This is a genomic window from Microbispora sp. NPDC046973 (assembly GCF_040644495.1).
Lineage (GTDB): Bacteria > Actinomycetota > Actinomycetes > Streptosporangiales > Streptosporangiaceae > Microbispora.
Genome location: NZ_JBEYWQ010000013.1, coordinates 225,617 through 240,268, shown reverse-complemented (window position 1 = coordinate 240,268; position 14,652 = coordinate 225,617). Strand labels below are relative to the sequence as shown.

Below are 14,652 nucleotides of genomic sequence, written 5' to 3'. Positions count from 1 at the left end.
GCCGGGCCGGGCCGGACCCACGGGACGTCGTTGCTAGCCGCGCAGCTGCTCGATCAGCGCCTTGGCGTCGCGGATGAGCGCGTCGCTCACGGCCTTGTCGGTCACCCGCTTGGCCTCGCCGGCGAAGCCGGTGAACCGCTCCAGGGCCTGGATCGCGTTGTCCTTCTTGCCCATGCCGGCCTGCTTGGCCGCCTGGTCGAGCTGAGCGATGAGGACGTCGCCGTCCTCGGTCACCGTGCCGGCGCTCCGGAAGGCGGTGAGCAGGGCCTTCACGTCCTCGAAGGAGGTCGTGACGGTGAAGGCCGCCGTCTTCTTCGTCACGTGCCCGGCCTTGTCATTGGCGGTCACGACCAGCTCGTTCTCACCGAGCGGCAGCTTCCACAGGGGGAGCGCCTCGCCCGACTTGACCTGCAGGTCGCCGATGGCCGCGGTCACGCTCGCCACCCCGGACGTGGCGTCCGTGGCGGAGAAGACGGGCGTGATCGAGGTGGAGTCGCCGTGGTCGCCGGACTCGACGCCGCTGAGGGTCAGCACGGGCGCGGTCTTGTCGATCTTCACGCTGACGGTGCCCTGCCCGACGTTGCCGCCGCTGTCGGTGGCGCGGTAGCGGACCTCGGTGGCGCCCTCGGTGCTGAACGTCACCGCGTTGTTGGCGCTCAGCCAGGTGGCGCCGCCGTTGATCGAGTACTGCCGGCTCGACACCGTGCCGTTGTCGGTCGCGGTGACCGTCATCGTCACGTTGCCGGTGTACCAGCCGTTCTCCCCGTTCGGCTGGGCCGGGTTGAGGGTGGCCGTCACGGTCGGCGGGGTCTTGTCGGCCACGCCGTCGCCCACGAAGGTGAACGCGTCCACCTCCACGCCGCCGGTCGAGGTGACGTACAGCTTGCCGCTGCCCGTGGGGGCGTTCTTCAGGTCGGTGGTCACCGTCTGCCAGCCGGAGCCGGCCGGGATCGCGACCGTCGCGAACGGGGTCGCGGTCGGCGAGTTCCAGCGCAGCGACAGGGTGCCCGCGCCGGTGGCCGTGGTCTTCACCGACGTGATGCCGCTGAGGTTCACCGGGTCGTAGCCGATGTAGTCGCCGGCGTCGAACGAGGTGACCTTGTTGAGGCCGGACGCCGTCTCGTCCTGGGTCTTGGTGACGCCCTTGCTGTCGTCCCCGTGCTCGGCCTGCATGAGCTTCGGGTTGAGGATCAGCGTCGCGTCGCTGCTCGCGCCGGGGATGCCGTTGGCGCCGTTGTCGCGGTAGCTGACCACGACGACGCCGAAGATGTTCTCGGTCACGCCGTGCTCGGGCGCGTCGGCCGGGGTCGCCCAGGTCACGGTGCAGCCGGTGCCCGTGGTGATCGGGTGGGCGTGCGTGTCATGGCCGAGGCCGAAGGTCCACGCGACCCTGCTGCAGGTCGGATTGTCGCCGTCCTCCTGGTCGGTCACCTTGACCTTGAACGGAACCGCGTTGCCCCAGTCGATGAAGCCGCCGTCGCCGGGGGTCTCGACGCTGACCGTGGGCGCGGTGTTGCCGACGGTGATCTCGACCGTGGCGAGGCCGAACCTGCCGCCCGCGTCGGTGACGCGGAGCCGGGCGGTGTACTGCCCGAGCTTGTCGTAGGTGTGGCTCGCCGTCACGCCCTTCGCGTCGAAGGAGCCGTTGCCGTCGAAGTCCCACTCGTAGGTGAGGTCGCCCGCCTCGGCGTCGGTGGACTTGGCGCCGCTGAACTGGACGGTGAGCGGCGCGTTGCTGCCCGACGTCCTGTCGACGGTGATCTTCGCCTGCGGGGCCTTGTTGCCGGGCGAGTAGTCGATGCGGTAGAGGCCCGAGTCGGGGTTGGCGCGGAAGAAGCCGTCGCCGTACTCGAGCACGTACAGCGCCCCGTCGGGGCCGAACTCGAGGTCCATCGGGTTGTCCGTGATGGGCATCGCCATCTTGGTCAGCTCGGCGTTCGGCAGGAGCTGCTCGATCTTCGTCACCGGGCCGTCGGCGCCGGACACGGTGAACGCCGCCAGGTAGTCCTGGGAGAACTCGCCGAAGAAGAACTTGTTGTCCCAGTACGCCGGGAACTTCGTCGTCGAGGGGTTGTCCGCGTCGTAGTGGTAGACGGGGCCGCCCATCGGGGCCTGACCGTTCTGCACCGGGTCGAACTCGGTCAGCCCGGACCACTCGGCCGGCTGGTCGCTCGCGCGGTCGCCGTAGTACAGGTCGGCCGGGGTCGCCGGGGGCAGCTTCTCCAGTCCGGTGTTCCACACGGAGTTGTTGGTCGGGCCCCCCGCGCAGTCGAAGAACTCACGCGGCTTGGAGTTCGCGTAGTCCCAGTGGTTGTAGTTGAAGTTGTCGCCGGTGCAGTACGGCCAGCCGCCGTTCATCGGCTTGTTCAGCGGGGTGACGTTCCACTCGACGTAGCCCATCGGGCCGCGGTTGGGGTCGGGGGCGCCGGCGTCCGGTCCGTAGTCGCCCCACGACAGGGTGCCGGTCTTCCCGTCGACGTCCATGCGGAAGGGGTTCCGCACGCCCATCACGAAGATCTCGGGCCTGGTCTTGGCGGTGCCCTTCGGGAACAGGTTGCCGTCCGGAACGGTGTAGGAGCCGTCCTCCTGCACCTTGATCCGCAGGATCTTGCCGCGCAGGTCGTTGGTGCTGCCCGCGCCGCGGCGGTCGTCGAAGCCGGGGTTCATGCCGGGGGCGTCGTTGTTGGGCGCCATGCCGTTGGCGCCGGGCGTGCTGGCCGGGGTGTTGTCACCGGTGGCGAGGTAGAGGTTGCCCTCGTCGTCCCAGTCGAAGTCGCCCGCGACGTGGCAGCACTGCCCGCGGTTGGTCTCGACCTTGATGATGACCTGCTCGGTGGACAGGTCGAGCTTGTCGCCGGTCCACTTGAACCGGGAGAGCTGGTTGTAGCCCTTCCACTGGTTCCAGTACGACTCGTCGGCGCCCGCGGGCAGGGAGTTGGGCGCCGACCCGGCCGGAGTCGTCTCCGGGTACGGCCCGGTCATCTTCCTGGGGGCGTAGTAGACGTAGACCCACTTGTTGTTCGCGAAGTCGGGGTCGAGGCCGATCGTCTGCAGGCCGTCTTCGGAGTTGTTGTAGACGTCGATCGTGTTGACGACCTTGGTGACGCCGGTGGCGGGGTCGGTCATCCGGATGTCGCCGTTGCGGGCGGTGTGCAGCACCCGGCTGTCCGGCAGGATCGCCATGTCGATCGGCTCGCCGACGTCCTTGGTGAGGGTGACCTTCTCGTAGTTCTCCCAGTGCAGCGCGTCGTCGTGCGCCTGGGCCGGAGCGGCGGTGAGCGCCGCCGTGAACGGGAGCGTCAACGCGGCGGCGAGACCGCCGACCAGTATGCGAGTACGCTTCAAATCTGCTGCGCCTCTTCTTTCACGGGGGGTGGCAGGGAAAGGCGGGCCGCCGCGTGCCGGTGGAACGGATCGAACGCGTGGCGGTCCGCCATAGAGTCAGAGGACTGGCCGAGGCCTCAGCCGCGGAGCTTGGCGATGTTGCTGTAGCTCAGCTCCGCGTACTGCAGCGACTGCGCCGGGTTGGCGGTGCCGCCGGGGGCGTTGTCCTGCTCGTACATCGGGTTGTGGTAGCCCTTGGCGCCCATCTCCGAGAAGAAGCTCTTGTAGTCGATGTCGCCGGTGCCGAACGGGACCATGTCGTAGCCGTTGGAGGTCCCGGTGTTGATCTTGCCGTCCTTCGCGTGGAACAGCGGGAACCGCATCGTCTGGGCCTGCACGACGCCGAGCGGGTTGAAGACCTGCGTCTGGGTGGAGCCGTCGGGCGCGGTGTAGGTCTTGTACTTGTACTGGGCCACGTGCGCCCAGAAGATGTCCATCTCCAGCCAGACCTTCTCGGGGTCGGTCTGCTGGAGGAAGTACTCGAGGCGGCGGATGCCGGAGGAGCGGGTGGGCCGGCCCTGCGCGTCGAGCGGGCCGCTGTCGAGCAGGAAGCTGTAGGCCACGTCGTGGTTGTGCGTGTACAGCTTGAGGCCCGCGGCGGTGGCGAGCTCGCCCAGCGTGTTCCACTTCTCGGCGGCCACGTCCCAGTCGGCCTTGTAGGCGCTGCCGGTCGGGTCGCTGCCGGTGCCCACGTGGCCCATGCCGAGGATGTTGGCGATCTCCAGGTGGAGCTTGAAGCGGTCGAGGTCGGCCTGGCTCAGCGGCCAGGAGCCGGGAATGAAGCCGTGGTTGCCCTCGGCCTCCAGGCCGTTGTCGTCCAGCCAGGTGCGCAGCAGCCGGGCGCCCTCGACGCTCTCCAGGCTGGCGCCGCCCTCGGCGTTGCGGTGCTGGCCGTAGCCGGCGAACTCCACCTGCTTGTAGCCGATGCGGCTGAGCTCCTGCAGCACGGCGCGGAAACCGGACGGGAGGGTGCTCGACAGCGGGTCGCGGGAGATGGCGTCGCGGACCGTGTACAGAATGATGCCCCGCTTGCCGGGCGGCACCAGCACGCCGTTGCCCGCGGTCGCCGCGCGCGCGGCCGACTTCAGCGGACCGGCCGCCGCCACCGCGGCCACCGCCGCCATGCCGGTCGTGGCCGCGAGGAACTGGCGGCGGTTGAGCCCCAGCCTGCGTCCGAGGTTGCCGGCCGTCTCCATCTCTTCTTCGTACGCACTCATCGTCTTGCCAACTCCATCTGCGTGAAGAACCTTGATCCCCCGGATGACGCGGCCGAGCCGCTGGTGACTCCTGCGGGAGCGGACCTCACTCCGACCCCTCGTGACTGTGCGGGAGCACTTGGCGAGCAAGTTACGCGACTTTTACCTGACGGGGAAGAAGTTTTTCCATGATCTTTTGAACTTTGTACCGCGAGAGGACAAAGTCCGAGGAAGTCTGCAGACTTGGAGGGGCAGCCGCGAGCGCGACCGTCTGTGTCGTCGGGCCGGTGGCCCGGTGGCCCGGGAGCCGGATTCATCGTTCCAGCGCAGGTAGGTGAACTTTATGTAGCTCCCAGGAAACTTTTTCTTGTCAGTGACGAAAGATCCCTCTTACTATCCGAATGTTCCGGGGTCATCCTTCATACCCGAGTTGACGGGAGAGTTACAGTGCCCATCGGTGTCTGGCTGGTCGGCGCCCGGGGGTCCGTCGCGACCACGGCGGTGGTCGGGGCGGCAGCGGTTCGCGCGGGAGCGGCCCCGCCCACCGGCTGCGTCATCGAGACCGCGGGCTTCCCGGGGGACTTCACCCCCCTGGGCGACCTGGTGTTCGGCGGTCACGACGTGGTCGCCATCCCGCTGCGCAAGAGGGCCGAGCTGCTCGCCCAGGCGGGCGTGCTCCCTCCCGTCCTGACGACCCTGCTCGCCGCGGACCTCGACGCCGCGGAGGCCGAGATCAGGCACGGCTACGTCCCCGGCGAGGAGAGCCAGGCGGAGGCCGCGCGGCGGCTGGCCGGCGACATCGCGGACTTCCGGGAGCGGCACGGCCTGTCCCGCGTCGTCGTGGTGGACGTGTCGTCGACCGAGCCTCCCGCCGAGGTGCCGTACGCCACGCTCGCCGGCCTGGAGGAGGCGCTCGCGTCCGGCCAGGACGTGCTGCCCGCCAGCTCCCTGTACGCCTACGCGGCCTTCACGGCCGGCTGCGGCTACGTCGCGTTCACCCCGTCCGCCGGCCCGACGCCGCCCGCCCTGGACGAGCTGGCGCGGCGGGGCGGCCTGCCGTACGCGGGACGCGACGGCAAGACCGGGGAGACGCTGGTCAAGAGCGCGCTCGCGCCGATGTTCGCCGGACGCGCGCTGCGGGTCCGCTCGTGGTCGGGGCTCAACCTCCTCGGCGGCGGCGACGGCGCCACGCTGGCCGACCCGGCCGCGCGGGCGAGCAAGTCGGCGAGCAAGGCGCGGGCCGTGCCCGCGATCGTCGGCGAGGACGTCGAGGGCCTGACGCACATCGACTACGTGGCCGACCTCGGCGAGTGGAAGACCGCCTGGGACCACATCACGTTCGAGGGGTTCCTCGGGGTCCGGATGACCATGCAGTTCACCTGGCAGGGCTGCGACTCGGCGCTGGCCGCCCCGCTCGTCCTCGACCTCGTGCGGCTCGTCGCGCGGGCCCACGAGGCCGGGTACAGCGGCGTGCTGCCCGAGCTCGGCTACTTCTTCAAGGACCCGCTGGGCGGCGCCGGGCACGACCTGCCCACCCAATACGCCCGGCTGGTGGACTTCGCTCGGGTGCTTTCCGAGGGGCAGTCGTGAGGGCCTGGCTGGAGCTGGTCCGCGCGCCCGCCGCGCTGTCGGTTCCCGGTGACACGCTCGCCGGCGCGGCGGCGGCCGGGCGATCGGCCACGCCCGGCCTCGCCGCCGCGTCGGTGCTGCTCTACTGGGCCGGAATGGCGCTCAACGACTGGTCGGACCGGGAGCTCGACGCGAAGGAGCGGCCGGAACGGCCCATTCCCTCCGGCCGGATCAGCCCGGGAGGGGCGCTCGGCCTCGCCGCCGCGCTGACCGGCGCCGGGGTGGCCACCGCCGCGGTCTTCGGCGGACGGCGCGGGTTCGCGCTCGCGGGCCTGCTCGCCGGCGCCGCCTGGGCCTACGACCTGCGCCTCAAGCACACGGTGGCCGGCCCGGCCGCGATGGCGGCCTGCCGCGCGCTCGACGTCCTGCTCGGGGCGGGCCCGCGCACGCGGGCGGCGGCCCCCATGGCGCTGGCCGTCGGCGCCCACACCTACGGGATCACCCTGCTCGGCCGGGCCGAGGTCGACGGCGCCACCCCCGCGACCGTCACCCAGGCGCTGGCCGCGACCGGCGCGTCGGCGGCGCTGGCCGCCGTCGCCTGCCGGGGCGGCGATACCGCCGGGCGGCTGGGCGCCGCCGCGATGATCGCCGGCTACCTCGCCACCGCCGGAAGGGCCCAGGCGGCGCTGCGCGCCGACCCCGACCCCGAGCAGGTGCGGCAGGCGGTGCGGATGAGCATCCTCGGCCTGATCCCGCTGCAGGCGGCCGCGGTGGCCGGGCGGGGCAGGCTCGCCCAGGCGGCGGCGCTGCTGGCCGCGCTGCCGGCCGGCCGGTGGCTGTCGGCGAAGGTGGCCACGTCGTGAGCGTGCCTATGAACTGGGCCTACTGCACCAACGGCTTCCGCGACCATCCGCTCGACCAGACGCTGGAGGTGCTCGCCGACCTCGGCTACACCGGCGCGGCGGTCACACTCGACCACGGGCACCTCATGCCCGGGGCCTCCCCGGCGGAGGTCGGGCGGATCGCGGCGCTGGCGGGACGGCTCGGCCTGGCCCTCGCCGTCGAGACGGGCGGCAGGTACACGCTCGACGCCCGGCGCAAGCACTTCCCGACCCTGCTCCACGACGAGGCCGAGGTGCGGGTGCGCTTCCTGTGCCAGGCCATGCGGATCGCGGCCGACCTCGGCGCCCCCGTGGTGCACCTGTGGAGCGGCATCCGGCCGCCCCAGGTGTCCGAGGGCGAGGCGTGGAACCGGCTCGTACGGCTGTGCGAGCGCCTGCTCGCCGAGGCCGACGCGGTGGGCGTCACGCTCGGGTTCGAGCCCGAGCCGGGGATGCTCGTGGCGGACCTGGCCGGATACGAACGGCTGCGCGGCCTGCTCGGCGGGCACCCGAGGTTCGGCCTCACGCTCGACGTCGGGCACTGCCGCTGCCTGGAGCCGTACGACGTGCCCGAGTGCGTCGAGCGGGCGCTGCCGCACCTCGTGCACGTGCAGATCGAGGACATGCGGCGGGGCGTCCACGAGCATCTCGAGTTCGGCGAGGGTGAGATCGACTTCCCGCCCGTGCTCGCCGCGCTCGACGGCTTCGGCGGGCTGGTCGCCGTCGAGCTGGCCAGGCACAGCCATGCGGCGCCGGACGTGGCGCGAAGGTCGATCGAATTCCTGAGGAGGGCACATGACCTGGCTGGCGCGCGCCGTAGCCGACGTTGAGCGCGACCCGGAGACCGTCTACGCGCTGTTCCCGCGGGCCGCGCGGGAGGGCGGCCCCGGCGCCCGCGCCGAGCTGTTGAGAACGCTCACAAAGGCCTCGCCGGACCCGGCGGCGGCCGTCACGAAGCTTTACTGGCAGGGCGACGCGGGGGAGCGGCTGGAGATCCTGGAGTCGCTTCCGCAGCTCGACCTCGGTCCGGCCGCTCTCCCGCTCGTCCACGACGCCCTGCGGGCCAACGACACCCGGCTGGTCGCCGCCGCGCTCGGCCCGTACGGCTCGACCTGGCTGGACGACCACGCCTTCCGGCAGGGCGTGCTCAAGTGCGTCTTCATGTCCGTCCCGCTCACGTCGGTCGAGGGCCTCGACCGGCGGTTCGACGAGGAGCTGCGGCGCATGCTCGCGGACTTCGCCGCCGAGCGCCGCGCTGCCGGGCGTCCCGTTCCCCCCGACGTTCTCGAGAGGCTCTGATTCCGATGAGGATCTTCGACCCCCACGTCCACATGACGTCCCGCACGACGGACGACTACGAGCGCATGTACGCCGCCGGGGTCCGCGCCGTCGTGGAGCCCGCCTTCTGGCTCGGCCAGCCGCGCACGAACGTCGGCAGCTTCCTGGACTACTTCGACGCCCTGCTGGGCTGGGAGCCCTACCGGGCCGCGCAGTACGGCATCCGCCACCACTGCACGCTCGCGCTCAACCCCAAGGAGGCCAACGACCCGCGGTGCCTGGGCGTGCTCGACGAGCTGCCCCGCTACCTGCTGAAGGACTCGGTGGTCGCGGTCGGCGAGACGGGCTACGACTCCATGACGCAGGAGGAGGAGCGCGTCTTCGAGGCCCAGCTCGCGCTGGCCGAGGAGCACGGCCTGCCGGTGCTCGTGCACACGCCGCACCGCGACAAGGCGGCGGGCACCCGGCGCACGCTCGACGTGGTCAAGGGGATCGATCCGGGGAAGGTACTCGTCGACCACCTCAACGAGCTGACCGTCGGCATGGTCCACGAGGCCGGCTGCTGGATGGGTTTTTCGATCTACCCCGACACCAAGATGGACCCGGACCGCATGGTCGCGATCCTCAAGGAGTACGGCACCGAGCGGATGATCGTGAACTCCGCCGCCGACTGGGGGCGCAGCGACGTGCTGAAGACCCGCGAGGTCGGCGAGGCCATGCTGGCCGCCGGGTTCACCGACGACGACGTGGACCGGGTGCTGTGGCGCAACCCCGTGGCGTTCTACGGTCAAAGCGGGCGCCTGGTCCTGGACGACGTCGAGTCCGGCGGCGACTACGAGGGCAACACGATCCTGCGCGGGACGCGCTGACCATGCGCCTGCTGCATCCCTCCGGGTCCGTCGTCCACCTGGCCTACTGCACCAACGTCCACCCCGCCGAGGACCTCGCCGGGATCCACGGGCAACTGTCCGGCGTCGCCGCCCGGGTGCGGGCGCTGGCCGGCGCGCCGGTGCTCGGCCTCGGGCTGTGGCTGTCGTCGGGCGCGGCGCGGGCGCTGCGGGCCGACCCCGGCGAACTGGCGCGGCTGCGGGCCCGGCTGGACGAGCTGGGGCTGGAGGTCGTCACCCTCAACGGCTTCCCCTACCAGGGCTTCCACGACCAGGTCGTGAAGCTCCGGGTGTACCGGCCCGACTGGGCGGAGCCGCAGCGGCTCGCCTACACCCTCGACCTGGCCGAGATCCTCACCGCCCTGCTGCCGGACGACGTGACCGAGGGCTCGATCTCGACGCTGCCCCTGGCCTGGCGCACCGGATGGACGCCGGACAAGGCCGCGGCCGTCGCCGCCAACCTGGACGCGCTCACCCGGGGCCTGCGGGAGCTGGCGGAGCGCACCGGCAAGACGATCCGCGTCGGGTTCGAGCCCGAGCCGGGCTGCATCGTGGAGACCACCCCCCAGGCGGTCGAGCTGCTGGGCGGCACCGACCCCGCGCACCTCGGCGTCTGCCTGGACGCCTGCCACCTGGCCGTCGGCTTCGAGGAGGCCGCCGACGCGGCCGGTCTCGGGCTGCCGATCGTCAAGCTCCAGGTCTCCTCCGCCGTCGAGGCGCCGCCGGGCGGCCAGCGGGCGCTGGCGGCGTACGAGGAGGAGCGGTACCTCCATCAGACACGCTGCGCGGCCGGATACGCCGACGACCTGCCGGAGGCGCTGGCGGGCGGGCTCCCGGCGGACCTGCCGTGGCGCACGCACTTCCACATGCCGCTGCACGCCGCGCCCCCGCCGCCGCTCACCACGACCACGCCGTACCTGGAGGACCTGCTGGAGCGCCTCATGGCCTCCCCGGACGCGCCGCTCACTCGGCACCTCGAGGTCGAGACCTACACCTGGAGCGTCCTGCCCGGCCCGGTGGACGTCGCCGAGGGCATCGCGGCCGAGCTCGACTGGACTCGGCGGCGCCTCGCCGCCCTCGGACTTAAGGAGATCTGATGGCGCCCGTCGTCGTCGTGAACGTCGTCGGCCTGACCCCGCGCCTGCTGGCGCACATGCCGAACGTGTCCAAGGTCGGTGCCGCCGCGTCGCTGCGGCCCGTGCTGCCCGCCGTGACCTGCTCGGTGCAGGCGACCCTGCTGACCGGATCGATGCCGCGCGACCACGGCATCGTCGGCAACGGCTGGTACTTCCGGGACCTCGGCGAGATCTTCCTGTGGCGGCAGCACAACCGGCTGATCCAGGGCGAGCAGCTGTGGGACGCGGTGCCGGGGATCCGCACGGCCAACGTCTGCTGGTGGTACGCCATGGGCGGCTCCAGCGACTTCATCGTCACCCCGCGCCCGATCTACTACGCCGACGGGCGCAAGGAGCCCGACTGCTACACCAGGCCGCCGTCGCTGCACGACGACCTGGTGGCCGAGCTGGGCGAGTTCCCGCTGTTCACCTACTGGGGGCCGACGGCGGGCATCGCCTCGTCCAAGTGGATCATCGCGGCCGCCCGCCGGATCCTCGCCAAGGAGCGGCCCGACCTGCTCATGGTCTACATCCCGCACCTCGACTACGACCTGCAGCGCTTCGGGCCCGACGCGCCCCAGGCCGTCGCGGCTGCGCGGGAGGTCGACGCCGCGCTCGCGCCGCTGCTGCGGGAGGACGCCACCGTCGTCGTGCTGTCCGAGTACGGCATCACCAACGCCTCGCGCGCGGTCGACGTCAACCGCGCGCTGCGCCGGGCCGGCCTGCTGGAGGTCTACACCCAGGACGGCATGGAGTATCTCGACCCCTGGGCCTCACGGGCCTTCGCGGTCGCCGACCACCAGGTCGCCCACGTCTACGTGAACGACGCCGCCGCCCTGCCCCGCGCACGGGACGTCGTGGCCGAACTGCCGGGCGTGGACGAGGTGCTGGGCCAGGAGGGCAAGGCGAAGTACGGCCTCGACCACGAACGCGCCGGGGACCTCGTCGCCGTGGCGGAGCCGGACGCCTGGTTCACCTACTACTACTGGCTGTCCGACGACCGGGCGCCCGACTTCGCGAAGCTCGTGGAGATCCACCGCAAGCCCGGGTACGACCCGGCGGAGCTGTTCATGGACCCCAACGACCCGCTCGTGAAGCTGCGCGCCGGCACGGCGCTGGCCCGCAAGAAGCTGGGCATGCGCTACATGATGTCGGTGGTGCCGCTCGACCCGGAGCCGGTGCGCGGCAGCCACGGCCGCCTGCCCGACGCGGCGGCGGACGGGCCGGTGCTGCTCGGTCCCTTCGACAAGGACGCCTACGCCGCGACCGAGGTCAAGGGCCTGCTCACGCAGCTGCTGAAGGGCTGAGCCGCCGAGAACGGCCGCCGTCCCCCTCGGGGGCGGCGGCCGTCCGGCGTTCCGAGAGGGCCGCGAGGCCGCGTGCTCACTCGACGGAGAAGACGTGGTCGCTGATCAGGCGGGTCGCCCCGATGATCCCGGCCGTGTCGCCGAGCTCGGACAAGACGATGGGCAGGTTGCCGGTCGCCAGCGGCAGCGAGCGCTGGTAGACGACGCTGCGGATCTCCGCGAGCAGCGCGTGGCCCAGGCCCGCCACCCCGCCTCCGATGATCACCAGGCCGGGGTTGAAGAAGCTCACGAGCGACGCCAGCACCATGCCCACGTGCCGGCCGCCCTCGCGGATCATCCGTACGGCGGCGGCGTCACCCGAGGCCGCCGCCGCGGCGACGTCCTCCGCGCTCAGCGTGCCCTCCTGCGCGAGCCGTTCCGCGAGGAAGGGGGAGTCGCCCGACTCCGCGGCGGCCCGGGCGTCGCGGGCCAGCGCCGCGCCGCCGAAGTACGCCTCGAGGCAGCCGGTGTTGCCGCACGTGCACAGCGGGCCGTCGTCGGACACCCTGATGTGGCCGATGTCGCCGGCGCTGCCGGTCACCCCGCGGTAGATCTCCCCGTCGACCACGATGCCGCAGCCGACGCCGGTGCCGATCTTCACGAGCAGGAAGTCGTCGACGGCCCTGGCGAGGCCCGCGTGCAGCTCGCCGAGTGCCATGATGTTCACGTCGTTGTCCACGAGCACCGGGCAGCCGAACTCGCGGCCCAGCGTCTCCCGCACGGGGAACCGGTCCCAGCCCGGCATGATCGGGGGCGAGACCGGCGTCCTGTCGAGGAAGCTCACCGGGCCGGGGACTCCGATTCCCACACCGTGGATCTCGGTCGTCTCGCCGGTCCGCAGCTTGCCGACGAGTTCGAGGGCCTGCTCCAGCACCGCCTCGGGACCGTCCCGCACGTCGGCCGGCTTCGACAGATGGCCGAGCACCTCCAGCTCGCCGTTGGTCACCCCGACGTCGATGGAGGTGGCGCCGATGTCGATGCCGACGAAACGCAGGTGTGAGGCGACCCGTACGATGCCCGACCGCCGGCCGCCCCGCGAGGCCGCGAGCCCGCCGGATTCGAGGAGGTTCAGCTTGGTGAGCCGGTCGAGCTCGAGTGCGAGCTTCGACGGTGACAGACGGGCCACCTCGCCGAGTTCGGCGCGTGAACGCGCGCCGTCCTGACGCAGGAGGCGCAGAATCCGCGCCTGGTGCGGGTTCTCGGGGCGAGCCGTCATTCGCTTCACGCCGCTCTTCGGGTCGGGGAATCGGGGTGCGTGCCAGAAGTGACTCTACTTCTGCTCTGACTACAACAACTTTATTACAGCCAACCCTTACTTTTTACCCTATGGGTGAAAAGTTTCTGAGAATCTTGCGTTCCGGTTGGCTTTGTCGGGCGGTGTTCCGAAACGTGACGATCCGTGCTCGCTCGGTGGCGAAGAGGTTCCCGCTTCGCGGCGGACACGCCCCGCGCCGGTGCGGGACCCGGGCGTACGGGCCGGTAGCTTTTCCCCCATGGACGGGATTGCGGGTCGTCATGTGGTCGTCGTCGGCGGGGGCATCGCGGGTCTGGCCGCGGCGCTGCACCTGAACCGGGCCGACGCCGGCCTGCGGGTCACAGTGCTGGAGGCGGCGCCGAGAGCCGGCGGCAAGCTGTACGCCTCGCAGGTGGCGGGGATCGAGGTCGACGCGGGCGCCGAGTCGATGCTGGCGCGGCGGCCCGAGGGCAAGGAGCTGGCCCGGCTGGCCGGCCTCGGAGACGACCTGGTGGACCCCGGCACGACCCGGGCCTCCGTCCTGTCGCGCGGGTCGCTGCGCCCGCTGCCCCGCCAGCAGGTCATGGGCGTCCCCTCGGACGTGGTCGCCCTCGCGCGCTCGGGCATCCTGTCGCCGGCCGGTCTCGCCCGGGTGCCCCTCGACCAGTTCCTGCCGCCCACGCTCGTGACCGGTGACGTCTCCGTGGCGGCGTACGTCCGGGCCCGGATGGGGAGCGAGGTCGTCGACCGGCTGGTCGAGCCGCTGCTCGGCGGCGTGTACGCGGGCCGGGCCGACATGCTGTCGCTGGAGGCGACCATGCCCGGGATCGCCGCCGTCGCCCGCACCGAGCGGTCGCTGCTGCAGGCGGCGAGGAGCATGACCGCGCAGGCCCCCGCGGACGCCGGGCCGGTCTTCACCACGCTCAGGAACGGCATGGGCGCGCTGCCCGCCGCGGTGGCCAAGGAATCCGGCGCGCAGATCCGCACCGGCGTCACCGTGCGCGACCTGATCAGGACGCCGGACGGCTGGCGGCTGGTCACCGGTCCCACCAGGGACGAGGAGGTGATCGACGCCGACGCCGTCATCCTGGCGGTCCCCGCGCGGCCCGCCTCCCGCCTGCTCCGGCGCGAGGTGCCGAAGGCCGCGGCCGAGCTGTCCGGCATCGAGTACGCCAGCATGGCGATCGTCACCCTCGCCTATCCCAGGTCGGCGTTCCCCGCGCCGCCGGAGGGCAGCGGCTACCTGGTGCCGCCGGTCGAGGGCAGGCCGGTCAAGGCCGCGACGTTCAGCAGCGTCAAATGGCCCCACCTGGCCGAGGCCGACCGCAACGTCATGATCGTACGGTGCTCGGTCGGCCGTCTGGGCGAGGAACTCGTGCTCCAGCGCGACGACGCCGAGCTGACGGCCCTCGCGATGAACGAGATGGCCGAGATCATGGGCGTGCGCGGCCTGCCGCTGGACACCCGGGTGACCCGCTGGGGCGGCGCGCTCCCGCAGTACGACGTGGGCCACCTCGACCGGGTCGCCCGCGTGCGCGCCGCGATCGCCGGGCAGCCCGGCCTCGCCGTCTGCGGCGCCGCCTACGAGGGCGTCGGCATCCCGGCCTGCGTGGCGACCGCCCGCACCGCCGCCACGCTCGTCCTGGAGCACCTGCGGGAGACACCGGAGACACCGGCCGCGCAAGCCTGAGAGGCCGCGTGGCCGCCTGCCGCCGACGTGCCTGACCCGCGGCACCCGGCGGCCGGACCACCGCCCCCTACC

At 71.9% G+C, this 14,652-nt stretch carries 11 protein-coding genes; 8 read left to right on the top strand and 3 right to left on the bottom strand.

Features of this window, described 5'->3' with window-relative positions:
* Positions 1 to 33 precede the first annotated feature (33 nt).
* A complete protein-coding gene (locus ABZ860_RS24330; RefSeq protein ID WP_357224091.1) occupies positions 34 to 3,345 on the bottom strand; it encodes a PQQ-dependent sugar dehydrogenase in 3,312 nt (1,103 codons plus the stop codon).
* Positions 3,346 to 3,461: 116 nt separating this feature from the next.
* A complete protein-coding gene (locus ABZ860_RS24325) occupies positions 3,462 to 4,601 on the bottom strand; it encodes a sugar phosphate isomerase/epimerase family protein (protein WP_357224088.1) in 1,140 nt (379 codons plus the stop codon).
* A gap of 426 nt (positions 4,602 to 5,027) precedes the next feature.
* Between ABZ860_RS24325 and ABZ860_RS24320 the strand changes: the two genes are divergently transcribed.
* The 7 genes from ABZ860_RS24320 to ABZ860_RS24290 are packed head-to-tail and all read left to right on the top strand — an operon-like array spanning position 5,028 to position 11,617.
* Positions 5,028 to 6,170 carry an inositol-3-phosphate synthase gene (locus ABZ860_RS24320; RefSeq protein ID WP_357224086.1) on the top strand — a complete coding sequence of 381 codons (1,143 nt, stop codon included), beginning with the start codon at positions 5,028 to 5,030 and terminating at the stop codon, positions 6,168 to 6,170.
* Positions 6,167 to 7,012, top strand: coding sequence for an SCO3242 family prenyltransferase (locus tag ABZ860_RS24315; protein WP_357224083.1), 846 nt, complete (start codon positions 6,167 to 6,169; stop codon positions 7,010 to 7,012). Before ABZ860_RS24320 ends, ABZ860_RS24315 begins: the two co-directional genes overlap by 4 nt.
* Positions 7,009 to 7,860, top strand: coding sequence for a sugar phosphate isomerase/epimerase family protein (locus ABZ860_RS24310; RefSeq protein ID WP_357224080.1), 852 nt, complete (start codon positions 7,009 to 7,011; stop codon positions 7,858 to 7,860). Before ABZ860_RS24315 ends, ABZ860_RS24310 begins: the two co-directional genes overlap by 4 nt.
* Positions 7,826 to 8,329, top strand: coding sequence for an EboA domain-containing protein (locus tag ABZ860_RS24305; protein ID WP_357224078.1), 504 nt, complete (start codon positions 7,826 to 7,828; stop codon positions 8,327 to 8,329). Before ABZ860_RS24310 ends, ABZ860_RS24305 begins: the two co-directional genes overlap by 35 nt.
* A 5-nt stretch (positions 8,330 to 8,334) precedes the next feature.
* Positions 8,335 to 9,177, top strand: coding sequence for a TatD family hydrolase (locus ABZ860_RS24300; RefSeq protein ID WP_357224076.1), 843 nt, complete (start codon positions 8,335 to 8,337; stop codon positions 9,175 to 9,177).
* Positions 9,178 to 9,179: 2 nt separating this feature from the next.
* A complete protein-coding gene (gene eboE, locus ABZ860_RS24295; protein WP_357224073.1) occupies positions 9,180 to 10,292 on the top strand; it encodes a metabolite traffic protein EboE in 1,113 nt (370 codons plus the stop codon).
* Positions 10,292 to 11,617: a nucleotide pyrophosphatase/phosphodiesterase family protein gene (locus ABZ860_RS24290; RefSeq protein ID WP_357224070.1), complete on the top strand. Its 1,326-nt coding sequence runs from the start codon at positions 10,292 to 10,294 to the stop codon at positions 11,615 to 11,617. Before eboE ends, ABZ860_RS24290 begins: the two co-directional genes overlap by 1 nt.
* A gap of 76 nt (positions 11,618 to 11,693) precedes the next feature.
* Here ABZ860_RS24290 and ABZ860_RS24285 read toward each other — a convergent pair whose 3' ends face one another.
* Complete coding sequence (locus tag ABZ860_RS24285) at positions 11,694 to 12,872, bottom strand: ROK family transcriptional regulator (RefSeq protein ID WP_357224068.1); 1,179 nt, start codon at positions 12,870 to 12,872, stop codon at positions 11,694 to 11,696.
* A 277-nt stretch (positions 12,873 to 13,149) separates the two neighbouring features.
* Here ABZ860_RS24285 and hemG point away from each other — a divergent pair, with 277 nt between their 5' ends.
* Positions 13,150 to 14,580 (top strand): protoporphyrinogen oxidase, encoded by a 1,431-nt coding sequence (gene hemG, locus ABZ860_RS24280; protein WP_357224065.1) that lies wholly within the window; start codon positions 13,150 to 13,152, stop codon positions 14,578 to 14,580.
* Positions 14,581 to 14,652: the final 72 nt, after the last annotated feature.

Excerpts from the sequence above, each read along its gene's own strand:
- hemG (WP_357224065.1), top strand. The coding sequence starts at position 13,150 with ATGGACGGGATTGCGGGTCGTCATGTGGTCGTCGTCGGCGGGGGCATC.
- ABZ860_RS24285 (WP_357224068.1), bottom strand. The coding sequence starts at position 12,872 with ATGACGGCTCGCCCCGAGAACCCGCACCAGGCGCGGATTCTGCGCCTC.
- eboE (WP_357224073.1), top strand. The coding sequence starts at position 9,180 with ATGCGCCTGCTGCATCCCTCCGGGTCCGTCGTCCACCTGGCCTACTGC.
- ABZ860_RS24325 (WP_357224088.1), bottom strand. The coding sequence starts at position 4,601 with ATGAGTGCGTACGAAGAAGAGATGGAGACGGCCGGCAACCTCGGACGC.
- ABZ860_RS24300 (WP_357224076.1), top strand. The coding sequence starts at position 8,335 with ATGAGGATCTTCGACCCCCACGTCCACATGACGTCCCGCACGACGGAC.
- ABZ860_RS24290 (WP_357224070.1), top strand. The coding sequence starts at position 10,292 with ATGGCGCCCGTCGTCGTCGTGAACGTCGTCGGCCTGACCCCGCGCCTG.
- ABZ860_RS24305 (WP_357224078.1), top strand. The coding sequence starts at position 7,826 with ATGACCTGGCTGGCGCGCGCCGTAGCCGACGTTGAGCGCGACCCGGAG.